Origin of the sequence: Microbulbifer echini, assembly GCF_041447225.1 — a bacterium.
In the GTDB taxonomy this organism is placed as follows: Bacteria; Pseudomonadota; Gammaproteobacteria; order Pseudomonadales; family Cellvibrionaceae; genus Microbulbifer; species Microbulbifer echini.
Window position 1 is genome coordinate 31864 of record NZ_JBGMEL010000005.1, and the last position, 14637, is coordinate 46500.

The following is a 14637-nucleotide window of genomic DNA, read 5'->3' on the forward strand; positions in this document are numbered from 1 at the left end:
TCAAAGATGAGGCAGTTTCAGGCAAGTACACGCCGTCACCAAAAAGCAATTTGCGCCAAAAAATGGAATGCCGAGGACGTTTACCCGATACTCTGGTGCCGCAACCCGGCAATCACACCTTTATCCAATAGCTTTTTCAGTAACTCTCCCCCAAACCCATAGAGGGTTTCTCGGTCGACTTGAGGCAGCTCCGTGGCAATCTGTCCCAGCAGTTGCTCCCCTGTACTCTCCCCTTCAGAGGCCAACTGTAACAGGCGCGCAGTCACCGCATTGATCTCCATAAAGTTGACCTCTTCGTCGAGGCCGCGGTAGACCAGCAAAAAGGTGGGCGATTCTGCCGGCTCCTGTGGTTGAAAGTCGGGGCCGATACGATGCACCGGGTAGCTGTAGCTGAGACTCCACACCAGCGGTGAGACCACCGGCACAGAAGTCAGCAGATCCCCCTGTCGATCCAAGCCAGTGGGTATTTCCTCAGTACTTACGTCCAGGGCCAGCTCCACCCACTCGTAGTGGGCCAACTCCAATAAAAATGGGGGATCACCTTTCCGGTGGCCCCGCTCATGTTGCAGATAGGTGAGAAATTCCTCACTAATCTGCAGGAAGTAAGGGCTCTCTGCGCTATGGCTCTGGACAAAATCCCGCACCATTGCGTGCCAGTATTCATCGCTGTAGAGACTGCGCAATACAGGAAAACCACTGGCAATAAATGATTCGATATTGTTGTAAATTAAGTCCCGGTATATAGCCACGCGCCGGTCTTCAATGTCCCTAGGTGCTGCGATGTGTTCGGGGGCCCGTAAGTGGGCGACAAAGTCCCGTTGCAGTCCCTGGAATCTGGCAGTTTTATCGGCGACTGAGGACATAGGGTTCTTCTACTTGGTAGCTGGCCTGGGTACGCTTGATCTGCTGAACCTCTTCGAGCAGTTGTGGCATGGGCGGAATATTAAAGTCACGCTCCAGCAGTGTGGGCATAACACCGTGAATTTCGTAGGCTTTATCCAAAAGCTGCCACACTGGATCAATCACCGCGGCACCATGCGTATCCACTTTCAGGTCATCCGCTTCATCGTAATGCCCCGCCACATGCACATAACGCATTCGCTCAGAGGGGAGCGAACACAGAAATTCGAGGGGATCATAGCGGTGGTTGATTGAGTTCACATAAATATTGTTGACGTCCAATAAAAGATCGCAGTCCGCCTCCTGCAACACGGCTTGCAAAAATGCCAACTCACTCATTTCCTGACCTGGAGCGGCATAATAGGAAACATTCTCCATGGCAATGCGCTGTTCCAGGGTGTCCTGTACCATACGAATCCGCTCGGCGACATACATCACCGCTTCCTCCGTAAAGGGGATCGGCAATAAATCGTAAAGATGCCCCTGGTCCGAGCAGTAGCTCAAATGTTCACTGTAAAGACGAATATCGTGCTCGCGAATAAATTGCTTAATAGAAGCGAGCAGTTCCATATCCAGCGGGTCTGACGAGCCGATGGAGAGAGACAAACCGTGCAAAATAAATGGATGCCGCTCGCTCAGCTGGCGAAACCAGCGGCCATAGCGACCACCAACACCGATCCAGTTTTCCGGTGCCACCTCGAAAAAATCCACCGCATTCGATGACAGATCCTCTCCCATCATAGAGCGACGCAGTCCGAGACCGGCCCCCTCCACTGAATAATTGCGCACCACGATTTGCCTCTGTTACTTATGGAAAGAGCTAGGGCGGTACTTTATGCCGTACCGCCCAAGTCGTGCGGGACGGAATATTAATTACCGCATTTCCCTTCGCCGCACTTACCTTCTTTCTTCTTACCTTCGCCGCATTTCCCTTCGCCGCACTTACCTTCTTTCTTCTTGCCTTCGCCGCACTTACCCTCTTTCTTCTTGCCTTCGCCGCACTTACCTTCTTTATCCTTATCCTTGTGATCGTGATCGGCCAATGCCAGGTTGTAGCCAGAGTTCAGCTCTTCAGCGGCAAACGGGTTGGCGTCGCTATTGGCTGCAGACACATTCATAGCCGCAGTGGCAATAAAAGCCGCACCAACAGCAGCCGCAACCGGGGAAAGATGTTTCTTGTTCATAAAAAATCTCCTAACTAATACCCTGTGTAATAAAAACCTTTAAGACTTTTTCTAGATCCGGCGACAGTATAATGAAACCGGGTGAGAAACCGTCATTTAGTGAACCCAGCCCATAGCACACGCACTAACGCTCTGCGCCTTTCGCCGACTCTACATTGATCTGTCGGGCCAGAGAGAGGGATCTTACACAAGGCGCCCTACTTTTTTTGTGATCTGCGCCCACTGGTCCATCAACCCAGCCGCACCTTGCCATCAACCTCGGTCCACAGCTTGTGTAGGCGCTTGGCTGAGACTGGCATTAGCGTCTTGAGTGTTTGCGCAAATAAGCTCACACGGAATTCTTCCAACATCCAGCGGTACTCCGCCAGGGCCGGCTCTGAAGCCAATTCCCTATTTGAGAACTTCTCTGCTTGATCGCTGTAGGGTTCGGCCGCCTTGTGGTACTCCACTTGCAGTTTGCGGTCCCGATTGGGATCGAGAGCGGCCTTTTCAAGGCGCAGTGCGATCGCCTTCAAATAGCGGCTATACTGACGCAGCCACTCCAGCGGCGTATCGAATAAGAATCCCCGGTAGAAGAGCCCGGTTAGCTGCTGCTGGATATCCCCCACAGCCATGGCGACCGCCAGATTTTTTTGTTGCTTAATCTGTTTGCGCAGAGGGACTAACTGCCCCAAGGCTTTGACCAACAAGTTTCCCATCTCCTGGGCCGCACCCACCAACTCGCCATCGTTCTGAAGCGCAGAGAGGAATTCAATCTCGGTACGCGGCCAGTTTTCATCCGGCCAGAAGACTTCGCGCACGGCGGCCATCAGAATATCGTCTGCCACCTCCTCACGCCGGCCCAGGTCTGCAGCCGATAAACCCAACTCTTTACCGCGCAATAGCTCTTTGCGCAGGTATTTCACTTTTTCCGGTAAGTGCAGTAGGGCCAGACGGCAAATACCGGCACGGCTCACCCTGCGCGCCTCGGCGGGGTTATCCAGCAACTTCAGGGAGACACTATCCTTGCCCTCCACCAGCGCCGGATAAGCCCGCACTTTAAGACCGCCCTGGTCGAGGGTATGGGTTTCCGGTAGCTCGCCAAAATCCCAATGGATAATACCGTCGCGCTCAAAACTGTCGCCAGCATCGGCCAGGCCCTGCTGTACCCGATCGCGATAGCGCGCCTGCAACAGGGCAAGATCGCGATCCTGGTCGAGCAGCTTGCCCGCCTCATCCATTACCTGAATATTGACGCGATAGAAATCTTCCAGGGACTGCTCGGCGGACTCCCAAACGCTATCGGGTAACTGCTGGGCGGTCTGGCGCTGCAGTTCCAGGGCCAGGGATTGCCACAAGGGCGTATTGTCCGTACGCAGCTTGGGCAGAGCCCTGTCGACTGCCGCCGGAACTGGAACAAAATATTTGCGCCACTGCTTGGGCAGGGCTTTTAACAGGGCGATGCATTTATCGCGCAATATACCCGGCACCAGCCAGGACAAGCGCGCGGCGGGCACCTGGTGCAAAGCGCCCACAGGCACCTGAATACTCACACCGTCATCCACACTACCCGGCTCAAAATGGTAGCTGAGAGGATAAACAACCCCTCCCGCCTGTAACTCATCGGGAAATTGGGCCTCGCCCACATGGTCCGCACTCTGCTGCATGAGCAACTCACGGGGCATAAACAGCAACTGGGGATCGCTGGACTCCACGTCCTTACGCCAGTGTTCAAAACCTGCCAAATTCACAATATCTGCGGGCAAGCGCTCATCGAAAAAGCGATAGATCACTTCGTCATCCACCAGAATATCCCGGCGGCGGGACTTGGCTTCCAGCTCTTCCAGTGACTGCAGAAGATCGGTGTAATGCTTGTAGAAACGGCCTTTTCCACGATAGCGCTGCTCTACCAACGCCTGGCGAATAAATACTTCACGTGCAACTTTTGGGTCCAGTTTGCCGTAGGGAATACGGCGTTTTTCCACCAGGACCAAGCCGTAAAGTGAGACCTTCTCGAAAGCCATCACCTGACCGGAGCGGGCATCGTAGTGGGGTTCGAAATAATTGCGTTTGACCAAATGCTGTGCTGCGGCCAGCACCCATTCCGGCTCTATTTTGGCAACGGTGTGGGCAAACAGGCGGCTGGTTTCCAGTAGCTGGGCGGAAACCACCCATCGCGGCGGCTTCTTAAACTGGCCGGAACCCGGAAAAATATGGAAGCGGCGATTGCGACAACCGTTAAATTCTTTATTTTCATCGCGTACGCCAATATTGCCGAGCATGCCCATAACAATGCCCCGGTGCACGGCCTCATACTCCGCCGGTTCTTTATTTTCCTTCACATCCAGATCGCGACAGGCCACCCGCAACTGGTGATGAATATCCCTCCACTCGCGCATACGCAGCCAGGATAGATAGTTTTTCTGGCACCACTTGCGCAGCTGATTTTGGCTCAGTTCCTGGCGCTGAGTTTCAAAGGCATCCCACAGCTGAACATAAGACAGAAAATCCGATTGCTCGTGTTGCCATTGACGATGTTTTTCATCGGCGGCCTGACGTTTTTCCGCCGGCCGTTCCCGTGGATCCTGCACAGCCAGGGCGGCGACAATAATTAACAACTCGCGCGCACTGCCTTTATCGGCCCCGGCCAGCAACATCCGGCTCAAACGCGGGTCCAGTGGCAATCGCGACAGAGCCCGCCCAAGCTTAGTCACCTTGCCCTGAGCATCCACCGCCAGCAATTCCTCCAATAGCTTGTAGCCGTCATTAATCAGGCGTGGATCGGGTGGGTCGACAAAGGGGAAGTCGCGAATATCGCCGATACGCAGTTGCAACATTTGCAGGATTACTGCGGCCAGGTTGGTACGCAGGATTTCCGCATCGGTAAATTCCGGGCGCTGCTCATAATCGCGCTCTTCATAAAGGCGGATACACACACCCGCGCTGACACGACCGCAGCGGCCGGCACGCTGATTGGCGCTGGCCTGAGAAACCGGCTCTATCGGCAACCGCTGAATTTTGCTGCGATAGCTGTAGCGGCTGATGCGCGCAGTACCCGGATCAATCACATAGCGAATGCCCGGCACAGTAATCGAGGTCTCCGCCACATTCGTGGCCAGTACAATACGGCGACCTTTATGGCCGTGAAAAACCTTGGCTTGTTCGGCCAGGCTCAAACGGGCATACAGAGGGAGAACTTCCAGCTGCGCAATCTGTGCATCGCGCAGGGCCTTGGCACATTCACGGATTTCCCGTTCGCCGCTCATAAATACCAGTATGTCACCACCGCGCCGGCTACTGGATTTTTCTTCGTGTAGGAGTTCCTCCACGGTAGCCACCACCTGCTCATTCAGATCCGCATCGCTGTCTGCGGCGGGTCGGTAGTGAATGTCCACCGGGTAGGTGCGGCCCGACACTTCAATAATCGGTGCATCGGCAAAATGTCGAGAGAATTTTTCCAGATCAATGGTGGCTGAGGTAATAATCAGCTTAAGGTCTGGGCGTTTGGACAATATAGTTTTCAGATAGCCCAGTAGGAAATCAATATTGAGGCTGCGCTCGTGGGCCTCATCGATAATCAGCGTATCGTATTTATTCAGCAGGGGATCGCGCTGTATTTCCGCCAACAAAATCCCATCCGTCATCAGCTTGACATGGGTGTGCTCGGTACTGTGATCGGTAAAGCGCACCTGGTAACCGACAGAGTCCCCGAGGGGTTGCTGCAATTCCTCGGCAATACGATTAGCCACTGTGCGCGCGGCAATCCTGCGCGGCTGCGTGTGACCAATCTGCCCATAAATACCCCGCCCCAGGGACAGGCAGATTTTTGGCAGCTGGGTGGTTTTGCCCGAGCCAGTTTCACCAGCCACCACGACAACTTGATTATTTTCAATCAGCTCGGCGATTTCCTCCCGCCGAGCCACTACCGGCAACGCCTCCGGCCACTGCACTTCGGGCAATTTACCCCGACGCGCCGCTACCAATGCCTCGGAATCCTGCAGCTGCTGCTCCAGCTGGGCCAACATACGGTCTACCGGCTTCCCCTCTTGCAGGCGCCGCCGCACATTCTTCACGGTTCGGCGCAACGGATAGCGGTCCTGCCCCATACAGGTGGAAATACGGGTCTGCAGAATGCCCAGGTTTTTTTCTACTTCGGAGTGACTCATGATTCGTACAGAAGTGACAAACCCTGGATTATACCCCCACTTTGCAATGGGACTGAAAACCGTCGGGTGGCGCTCAACTATACTGGATTGGATAGAGGTCACTTCTAGGGGCGCTATCACGCCTCTGGGTCACACCTTGCGAGCAGTAATATGCAAGAGATCAAGCCCAAGCCACCCGCCAGTGCCGGTCAGCTCTTCGGCCACCCCAAGGGCCTGTTCCTGCTGTTTGGCACCGAGATGTGGGAGCGCCTCAGCTACTACGGCATGCGCGGCATTTTTGTCTTCTACTTAACTTCCACCGCCGCCGCGGTATTCGGCTGGGGACAGCTCTCGGACACCGAGCTACAATCCAAGGCGCTGAGCTACCTGGGCTGGTACGCGATGTTGGTCTATCTGACCCCGATTATTGGTGGCTGGATGGCGGACAACCGTTGGGGACAGCGGCGTTGCATTATGTTCGGTGGCACCCTGATGATGCTGGGACAGTTTTCCCTGGGCTTTCCCCACGCCTGGCTGCCAGATGGCAGCCAAATCTATATGCTGTGGCTGGGATTAGCGCTACTAATTATCGGTAATGGTTTTTTCAAACCTAATATCTCCACGATGGTCGGCGACCTCTATGAAGAGGGCGACAAGCGACGCGATACCGCCTTTACCATTTTCTATATGGGGATCAACCTGGGCTCCATCCTCGGCTATCTCGTCGTAGGCTGGATTGGAGAAAAAGTGGATTACCAACTGGCCTTTATTGTCGCAGGTATAGGTATGCTCCTCGGCCTGCTGCTACAAATGACACAGGCCAGGCGCTACCTCGGCCAGATCGGCATTCAACCCTCCGCCCACCTGGGCCTGGAACAGGGGAGTAACGGGGCCACAGACAAACACCGTCCACTCACTCAGGAGGAGCGTGACCGCATCAAGGTAATTTTAGTACTTGGTGTCTTTATCGTAGTTTTCTGGGCCGGCTTCGAACAGGCCGCCGGCTCCATGAACCTTTTTGCCAAATACCGTACTGACCTAAATGTACTCGGTTGGGAAATCCCAGCCAGCTGGCTGCAGATGGTCAATCCCCTCTTTATTATTATTCTCGCACCGATTATAGCCAGTATCTGGGTAGGCATGGGGGATAGAGAACCCAGCTCACCGGCCAAGTTCAGCCTGGGCTTGGTATTTCTCGGAATCGGTTTCCTATCGATGTGTGGCGCAGCGCTACAAATCGGCGATTCTGAAACCATAAAGGCGAGTATATGGTGGCTGGTCTTCGCCTATATTTTTCATACCATTGGCGAGCTGTGCCTATCCCCGATTGGGCTATCTGTGGTTACTAAACTTTCGCCCCTGCGCTATTTATCCCTAATGATGGGTCTTTGGTTTGCCTTTATCGGTATCGCCAATAAAGGCGCGGCAGAAATTGGCAAATTAGTGGGCGTTTCCGGTCCACTCGCCACATTCGGTGGTGTCGCACTCGCGGCAATTATGGCAGGTTTTATTTTGTATCTGATTCGCGAAAAGCTCGTGGATTGGATGCACGGCGCGGAAGAAATACATGTAACCGTGGGAGAAACCACCAAAGAAGAAATCAGCATCACCGCCGATCATGAAGGCACGCCGCCCCGGCACTTTAGCGGAAACAAAAAAGAGTAACTGCGTATCCCTGAAAAAAAGATGAGACATTCATGCAACACGCGATGTGCCGCATGAATTCGAGCCCGCAGAAGAGATCGCGGCGATCAGCGCCCTTTCACCAAATAGGCAATCGCTCTATCCAAACCCTCCAGCGTCATCGGATACATATGCCCATCGACCAAGCGCTGGGTCATACCAATACTGGGCGTATATTGCCAATACTCTTCACCCACGGGGTTCAGCCAGATCAGGTTACTGTAAGTTTCGGTGATACGCTCCATCCAGGCCGCGCCGGGCTCTTCATTCATATGTTCGACACTGCCAAAACGGCTGCTAATCTCATAGGGCGCCATCGAGGCGTCCCCGACAAAAATTACTTTGTAATCTTTACCGTAGGTGCGCAGCACTTCTAACAGGGGCGTGTTTTCGCTATAGCGGCGCTGGTTGTCTTTCCACACATGCTCATACACAAAATTGTGGAAATAAAAATATTCCAGATGTTTGAATTCCGAGCGGCAGGCAGAGAACAGTTCTTCACAGACCCGCACGTAGGGGTCCATAGAACCTCCCACATCAAAAAAGATCAGTACTTTAATTGCATTGTGCCGCTCCGGCACCATTTTAATGTCCAGTAGACCGGCATTGCGTGCGGTGGAGGAAATAGTGCTATCCAGATCCAGCTCCTCAGCAGCACCGGTACGGGCAAATTTACGCAACTTGCGCAGAGCTACCTGAATATTACGGGTACCCAGGCCTACACTGTCATCCAGATTTTTAAACTGGCGTTTTTCCCACACTTTGGAGGCCGAACGGTTGCGCCCCTGGCCACCAACTCGAATGCCACCTGGGTGATAACCGCTATTCCCAAAGGGGCTGGTACCACCGGTGCCAATCCAGCGGTTGCCACCGCTATGGCGCTTTTTCTGCTCTTCGAGGCGTTTTTTAAATTCCTCTAATAGTTTTTCCAACCCTCCCAGGCTCTGGACCTTGGCCTTTTCCTCTTCGCTTAATTGCTTAAGGAACTCCGCTCTAAGCCAGTCCTCGGGGATCATTTGCTCAACGATATCATCGAGGGTTTCTAGATCTTTGAAATAGGCCTCGAAGGCACGGTCAAATTTATCGAAGTGTTTTTCATCCTTCACCAGGCAGACACGGGCAAGAAAATAAAATTCCTCCAGGTCAGCAAAGACCAGACGTTGCTGCAATGCCTCGAGCAAGGCCAGTAATTCGGTAATGGATACCGGTAATTTATAGCGGCGTAAATTCAGGAAAAAGCCAATCAGCATAGTAATTCGCGGTCAGCACAGGAAAAAAGAGACTCGGCAAAACCGAGCGGATTATCGCCAGGGCTCACATTGTCCCTGGCGAAAAAAACTAGGCTAGCCTAGCGGTTATCACGGCGAGCCATAAATGCCAGACGCTCAAGCATATGGACATCCTGCTCATTCTTTAGCAAGGCGCCATAAAGCGGGGGAATAGCGCTGCTGTTATCACGATTTTTTAAGACTTCCTCAGGAATATCATCAGCCATCAATAACTTCAACCAGTCGATCAGCTCTGAGGTGGAGGGTTTTTTCTTTAAGCCCGGCACATCGCGCAACTGAAAGAAAATATCCATAGCTTCTGCAACTAACTGACCTTTGATATCCGGGTAGTGCACATCAACAATTTTGCGCATAGTTTCGCGGTCGGGGAAACTAATGTAGTGGAAAAAACAGCGGCGCAGGAACGCATCCGGCAACTCTTTTTCATTATTCGAGGTAATGATAACGATAGGGCGTTGCTTGGCTTTAATGGTTTCGCCAGTTTCGTAGACGAAAAACTCCATGCGGTCCAATTCCACCAACAGATCGTTGGGGAATTCGATATCCGCTTTATCGATTTCATCAATCAATAACACTACACGCTCTTCGGCCGCAAAAGCCTCCCACAATTTGCCACGCTTGATGTAATTGCCGATATCGTGAACCTTATCCACCCCCAACTGGGAATCCCGCAGTCGCGATACGGCATCGTACTCATACAACCCTTGCTGCGCCTTGGTGGTGGATTTGATATGCCATTGAATCAGCTTTAAGCCAAGACTCTCAGCAACCTGTTCCGCGAGTAACGTTTTGCCGGTGCCCGGCTCGCCTTTAATCAGCAGGGGGCGCTGCAAGGTAACGGCTGCGTTCACCGCCATCTGCAGGTCTTCGGTGGCTACGTAGCTGTCGGTACCGGTAAATTTCATGCTTACTCCAATCCTGTCATCACGCTAACTTCTGATTTGGCGAATGATAATTGATCACTAGGTCGGGAGGCGAGGCTGGAACGATCAAATTGGATGACCAGCCCGAGTAGGCATTTTGAAGGGACGATGAGCGGAGGGCTGCTCAGGCTATCTGGGTACTGCGGCGGTGTATCACTTGGCGCCCTTTACCGGTGATGTACCAGCGAATTCCCAAGTGACTGTGGATCTTGCCCACCATCTCGAGTACCAGCAGGCTGTTGAGGGCTCGGGCGATAGAGTTGGTTTCCATACCGCTATCCTGCACCATACCGGTCAGCGAGCGAAATACACACTCACCGTCATTTAACAGGTTGAGCACCTGCAGGGCATTGTCATCCAATTTGCGAATCTGATTGAAATCCAGCACAGGTCCCTGCTCCAGATCCCCCTCGATCTCGTGCTCCAGCAGAGGCATCATCTCCAGCTGCATAGTCCGCAGTTCCTGCTCCAGGTTTTCAACCCGGGCACGGGCAATACTGGCATCGCGCAATTGGCGGCGTGCCGCATTAAAAACAAACATGCGAGAGGCAATCGCGGCCAAAAGACAATAACCGGTAAAAATCAGCAGGCGAGAGGGGTCTCCTTGAATTTCTATGAGCAAATCACTCTGGGTGAATTTAAGGAAAATAGGCACCATCAAGGCGCCGCACAACCCCATAATCAGGCAGCGGGCAAGGCCGGCCGGATCTTCCTCGGTAAACAGCATCTGATAATAATTTACCAACCCACCGAGAATACCCGATACCAGCATTACCGCAGTGAGAATCAGCAGGTGGTCGAGCATCAGGGTTCCTCAGCCATCTGGCAGCCAACACCATGAAAAAGGGTGGAAAACGCATACCAAGGGCACTTTATCGTCATTATCTGTAGTCAGTCCGGCTTATCGACAGGTAACCCCTTCCAAACAGGTTTCATATAACCCTCGTGGAAATACAAATCATCATGTTCCGGCAGTGAGTATGGGTATTGAGTTTAGATCAGTAAGCCGGCTCGTCTGGCCTCACGCCAAGCGCGGAAGCAGCCTAATAGATATAGCAGCTGTCATCGCCAACAGAGAAACTAGAGAATGGATGGAACGCCTTTGATGGGCAGATGGAAGAAAGATCACAGGGCCTACCAAAAGTAGGCCCCACGTTAAGGAGGCGGAAGGCGTTGAGCACCCCCTCACTGCTCGTTGAAATATGGGTCTTCAGCAAAGCGACGGCGTCGCTCGCGACGATACTTCGACAATAGGGTAACCAGCCCCCACACCAGCATGATCGTCAGAGCGCCGCCGGAAGCGAAGACCAAATTCGCAATAACTTCCGGCGCGGCTCCACTTTCTTCAAATAATACCTGGTAGAGATACAGGGGAAGCAATGGTATGGCCACCGACCCAGCCACCGGTGTCTTTACCGGGACCAACAAAACCGCAGCCAAGACCAGCAGTAAGGTGCGACGCAACCAGCTCCAGCGCCAATTGCGCATAAACCACCAACCGGCCGCTAACAGAACCAGAGTCGCACCGGTATAAACCAACCAGGCAATTTGAAAATCTTCTGACATTTTTATTTCTCTATATTTCCCCACCCCAGATAGGGGTAGCGGCAACACCGCTCAATTCACCCGGCTTCCACCCAAGTGACAATATGCTCTTCCATATCATCCGGGTGAACCAACTCTTCACTGATAACACTGCCACGCACCGACATGCCCGCTTTATGTACTGATTGCCAATCCCCACTCACTAGCGGGTGCCACTCCGGCAGTGGCTGCCCCTGCGCTAGGCGGCGGTAGGCACAGGTGCTCGGCAGCCAGGTGTATTGATCAATATCCTCCACCCGCAGCTGAACACAGCCCGGCACCAGCTCCTTACGTCGAACGTACTGGCTACAGCGAGAGGAATCTGTATCCAATAGGCGACAGGCGACATTGGTGTTATAGAGCTCTCCAGTATCCTCATCCTCAAGACTGTGCAGGCAGCAGCGCCCACAGCCATCACAAAGAGCCTCCCATTCGGGCTCCGTCATTTGCTCTAGCGTTTTTCGTCGCCAGAAAGGCAGCTGTGCCATATGCGATTCAGCGCTGCAGTTTGCTGTTTTTCAGCGCGATTTCACGCATTTCGGAATCGGCCACCGGGGGCATTTGCAAATAGTAACCCTGCATGCGTAACTCCTGCAGGACCTTGTCGGCATTTGCACGGGCCAATTTACGTTCCGTTGTCATCACCATGGTTGTGACATGCTGAGGACTGCCAAACAACGCCAGCAGGTTTTCCGGCACACGGGCAACCCCCTCGCGCTTATCGACATACAAATACATTTCTTCTTTTTTCGGGCTGCGATAAATATCACATAAAACTTTCACTTCACTTCCTCATTGCGCAGTTGTCGCAGCGCGTTAAGCAGGGGCTGGCCAACCACCTCGGCGCGCCAGCCACATAGGCGCCCTTGTAACTGGGGTTCGTGCGCCTGAACCAGGGTTTCTAGCTCTTTCTTGCGGATCAAAATTTCTGCGGGCAAATTCTCTCGCGCCGCAATATTGGCGACCTCCTGGCGCAATAACTTAAGCAGCTCCCCCTGCTGTCGGTTGAGTGGCTGCGGCAGGCGCGCAGGCGCATCGCTTCGCTCCACAGCAGCGGAAATCATCTGCAATAAAGTATCGCCGTACTCTCGCAGCACACGCCCTTCAAAACCCGCCTGGCTTAAAGCGCTCTTGCTGCGCGGCAGCTGCTGGGCCAGGCTCATACAGACGGCTTCCTTCAGCAGGTGATTGCGCGGCATATCCTGGGCCCGAGCCTCAGACTCGCGCCAAGTACAAAGATCCTGAAGCACTGCCAAGTGTTTGCCGCGCAGACGCCAAGCGCCCTTTACTTTCAGGTAGTAGAGTTCTGGGGGCTGAGGGTTACGCGCCGAGGCTACCAGTGCCGCGCAGTCCTCCTCCAGCCAGGTCTCCCGCCCATGATCCTGCAATCGCTTTAGCAGCGCGCCATAGAGGACCGGTAGCCACGCCACATCGAGCGCAGCATAGGTTTTCTGCGCTTCACTCAGCGGACGCTGTAGCCAGTCGGAGCGGGTTTCACTTTTCGGCAACTCAATATTCAATAGAGTACGCACAGTGGCCGCATACCCCAGGCCCGCGCCCATACCGCTGATCGCCACGGCAATCTGGGTATCAAAAATGGGCTCGGGAATTACCCCGAGTAGGCGCTCCAGGGTTTCTAAATCCTCGCTGCAGCTGTGCATGATTTTAGTGACAGCCGTATCCAACAGCAGGTCGCGCAGAGGCTGTAATTCTTCTATCGCAAGATTATCAATGAGGTAGCAGTGCTTGCCATCACCTACCTGCACCAGGGCCGGCTGCGGATAAAAGGTGCGACTGCGCATAAACTCGGTATCCAGTGCCACAGCGCGCTGCTGCCGCCACTGCGCGCACAGAGCCGCCAACTGCTCGTAGGAATCCACCCAACGCGGGGTGGTATCTATTTCAACCATCGATTTCACTCAGCAGGGGGGAAAAAGGCCGTGCGGCTATTAAAAGCATGCGCCAAGGTGCCGCCGTCGATGTATTCCAGCTCTCCACCAATGGGCACACCATGGGCTATTCGGCTGACACTAACCCCTTGGGCCTTGGCCCGCTCGGCAATGAATTGGGCTGTCGCCTCCCCTTCCACGGTAGGGTTGGTGGCGACAATCAACTCCTGCAGCGGCTCACTGGCAAGCCGACGCTCCAGTAGGTCAATCCCAAGGTCCGCAGGACCAATACCATCGATCGGAGAGAGATGGCCATGCAGGACAAAATAGCGGCCGTGGTAGTTACCCGCCTGCTCAATAGCCAACACGTCAGCGGGAGTCTCGACAATACAGAGGAAAGACTGCTCGCGGCGGGTGTTGTCACACAGGCTACAGACCGTCTCTTCGGTCAGTGTACGGCACTGCTGACAGCGACCAACGCTCTCTACGGCCTGGGCCAGGCTGCGCGCGAGCAATTCTGCAGCATCGCGATCCTTTTCCAACAGATACATCGCCATCCGCTGCGCCGACTTGGGGCCCACACTGGGCAGGCAGCGCAGCGCGCGAATAAGCTCTTCGATTAAGGGACTAAACATATAACGCTAAAGCGACCGAAGTGCGCCCTTTAAAATGGGAATTTAAAGCCTTCCGGCAGGTTCATACCGGAAGCGAGATTGCCCACTTGTTGCTTTTGCAACTCCTGGGCCTTTTCCTCCGCACGACGAACGGCATCATTCACCGCGGCCGCCAGCAGATCTTCGAGCATCTCTTTGTCTTCAGAGAGCAGGGAGGGATCGATATCCACAGAGACGACATCGTGTCGACCATTCATAGTAACCTTGACCATACCGGCACCAGATTCGCCGCACACACGTAGCTCTGCCAATGCCTCCTGCAGCTTCTGCATTTTTTCCTGCATATCGGCCTGCATTTTCTGGGCCTGCTGCATCAAGTCGCCCAAACCTTTCATAGGTAACCTCTATCTCTATATTATGTGAAAGCCCGGCTGGAAGCCGGGCAAC

At 53.8% G+C, this 14637-nt stretch carries 14 protein-coding genes; 1 reads left to right on the forward strand and 13 read right to left on the reverse strand.

The features are described from left to right. Positions 1-80: 80 nt before the first annotated feature. The 4 genes from ACCI51_RS06415 to hrpA all read right to left on the reverse strand — a co-directional run bounded on the left by ACCI51_RS06415 (position 81) and on the right by hrpA (position 6229). Positions 81-863 (reverse strand): HvfC family RiPP maturation protein, encoded by a 783-nt coding sequence (locus ACCI51_RS06415; RefSeq protein ID WP_371843007.1) that lies wholly within the window; start codon positions 861-863, stop codon positions 81-83. Continuing rightward, positions 844-1695 carry an HvfB family MNIO-type RiPP peptide maturase gene (locus ACCI51_RS06420; RefSeq protein ID WP_371843135.1) on the reverse strand — a complete coding sequence of 284 codons (852 nt, stop codon included), beginning with the start codon at positions 1693-1695 and terminating at the stop codon, positions 844-846. Before ACCI51_RS06420 ends, ACCI51_RS06415 begins: the two co-directional genes overlap by 20 nt. Positions 1696-1769: 74 nt before the next feature. Further along, entirely contained in the window at positions 1770-2084 is a 315-nt protein-coding gene (locus ACCI51_RS06425; protein ID WP_299586763.1) for an HvfA family oxazolone/thioamide-modified RiPP metallophore, read from the reverse strand. 230 nt (positions 2085-2314) lie between these two features. Then, positions 2315-6229, reverse strand: coding sequence for an ATP-dependent RNA helicase HrpA (hrpA, locus tag ACCI51_RS06430; protein ID WP_371843009.1), 3915 nt, complete (start codon positions 6227-6229; stop codon positions 2315-2317). Between the two features lie 150 nt (positions 6230-6379). On the opposite strand from hrpA, the gene ACCI51_RS06435 reads away from it, so the two are divergent. Beyond that, positions 6380-7873, forward strand: coding sequence for a peptide MFS transporter (locus ACCI51_RS06435; RefSeq protein ID WP_371843011.1), 1494 nt, complete (start codon positions 6380-6382; stop codon positions 7871-7873). An 86-nt stretch (positions 7874-7959) separates the two neighbouring features. Here the strand turns inward: ACCI51_RS06435 and ACCI51_RS06440 are convergent, their stop codons facing one another. The 9 genes from ACCI51_RS06440 to ACCI51_RS06480 form a co-directional block, all read right to left on the reverse strand. Continuing rightward, positions 7960-9141, reverse strand: coding sequence for a vWA domain-containing protein (locus ACCI51_RS06440; RefSeq protein ID WP_371843012.1), 1182 nt, complete (start codon positions 9139-9141; stop codon positions 7960-7962). 98 nt (positions 9142-9239) lie between these two features. Beyond that, positions 9240-10085 (reverse strand): AAA family ATPase, encoded by an 846-nt coding sequence (locus ACCI51_RS06445; RefSeq protein WP_371843013.1) that lies wholly within the window; start codon positions 10083-10085, stop codon positions 9240-9242. A gap of 142 nt (positions 10086-10227) precedes the next feature. Next, the gene (locus ACCI51_RS06450) at positions 10228-10908 is read right to left on the reverse strand and encodes a YEATS-associated helix-containing protein (protein WP_371843014.1); all 681 of its coding nucleotides are present in this window, start codon (positions 10906-10908) and stop codon (positions 10228-10230) included. Positions 10909-11288: 380 nt separating this feature from the next. Next, the gene (locus ACCI51_RS06455) at positions 11289-11669 is read right to left on the reverse strand and encodes a hypothetical protein (RefSeq protein WP_371843016.1); all 381 of its coding nucleotides are present in this window, start codon (positions 11667-11669) and stop codon (positions 11289-11291) included. Between the two features lie 56 nt (positions 11670-11725). Beyond that, positions 11726-12175 (reverse strand): YcgN family cysteine cluster protein, encoded by a 450-nt coding sequence (locus tag ACCI51_RS06460; RefSeq protein WP_299586745.1) that lies wholly within the window; start codon positions 12173-12175, stop codon positions 11726-11728. A gap of 7 nt (positions 12176-12182) precedes the next feature. Then, positions 12183-12470, reverse strand: a complete 288-nt coding sequence (locus ACCI51_RS06465; protein WP_371843017.1) for a YcgL domain-containing protein — start codon at positions 12468-12470, stop codon at positions 12183-12185. Beyond that, complete coding sequence (gene rnd / locus ACCI51_RS06470; protein WP_371843018.1) at positions 12467-13597, reverse strand: ribonuclease D; 1131 nt, start codon at positions 13595-13597, stop codon at positions 12467-12469. The genes ACCI51_RS06465 and rnd overlap by 4 nt, the downstream gene beginning before the upstream one ends. Positions 13598-13602: 5 nt before the next feature. Beyond that, positions 13603-14211: a recombination mediator RecR gene (gene recR / locus ACCI51_RS06475; protein WP_299586738.1), complete on the reverse strand. Its 609-nt coding sequence runs from the start codon at positions 14209-14211 to the stop codon at positions 13603-13605. A gap of 29 nt (positions 14212-14240) precedes the next feature. Then, a complete protein-coding gene (locus tag ACCI51_RS06480; RefSeq protein ID WP_371843019.1) occupies positions 14241-14585 on the reverse strand; it encodes a YbaB/EbfC family nucleoid-associated protein in 345 nt (114 codons plus the stop codon). Positions 14586-14637 lie beyond the last annotated feature (52 nt).

Excerpts from the sequence above, each read along its gene's own strand:
- rnd (WP_371843018.1), bottom strand. The coding sequence starts at position 13,597 with ATGGTTGAAATAGATACCACCCCGCGTTGGGTGGATTCCTACGAGCAG.
- ACCI51_RS06455 (WP_371843016.1), bottom strand. The coding sequence starts at position 11,669 with ATGTCAGAAGATTTTCAAATTGCCTGGTTGGTTTATACCGGTGCGACT.
- ACCI51_RS06415 (WP_371843007.1), bottom strand. The coding sequence starts at position 863 with ATGTCCTCAGTCGCCGATAAAACTGCCAGATTCCAGGGACTGCAACGG.
- ACCI51_RS06450 (WP_371843014.1), bottom strand. The coding sequence starts at position 10,908 with ATGCTCGACCACCTGCTGATTCTCACTGCGGTAATGCTGGTATCGGGT.
- ACCI51_RS06425 (WP_299586763.1), bottom strand. The coding sequence starts at position 2,084 with ATGAACAAGAAACATCTTTCCCCGGTTGCGGCTGCTGTTGGTGCGGCT.
- ACCI51_RS06445 (WP_371843013.1), bottom strand. The coding sequence starts at position 10,085 with ATGAAATTTACCGGTACCGACAGCTACGTAGCCACCGAAGACCTGCAG.
- recR (WP_299586738.1), bottom strand. The coding sequence starts at position 14,211 with ATGTTTAGTCCCTTAATCGAAGAGCTTATTCGCGCGCTGCGCTGCCTG.
- ACCI51_RS06435 (WP_371843011.1), top strand. The coding sequence starts at position 6,380 with ATGCAAGAGATCAAGCCCAAGCCACCCGCCAGTGCCGGTCAGCTCTTC.
- ACCI51_RS06440 (WP_371843012.1), bottom strand. The coding sequence starts at position 9,141 with ATGCTGATTGGCTTTTTCCTGAATTTACGCCGCTATAAATTACCGGTA.
- hrpA (WP_371843009.1), bottom strand. The coding sequence starts at position 6,229 with ATGAGTCACTCCGAAGTAGAAAAAAACCTGGGCATTCTGCAGACCCGT.
- ACCI51_RS06480 (WP_371843019.1), bottom strand. The coding sequence starts at position 14,585 with ATGAAAGGTTTGGGCGACTTGATGCAGCAGGCCCAGAAAATGCAGGCC.
- ACCI51_RS06460 (WP_299586745.1), bottom strand. The coding sequence starts at position 12,175 with ATGGCACAGCTGCCTTTCTGGCGACGAAAAACGCTAGAGCAAATGACG.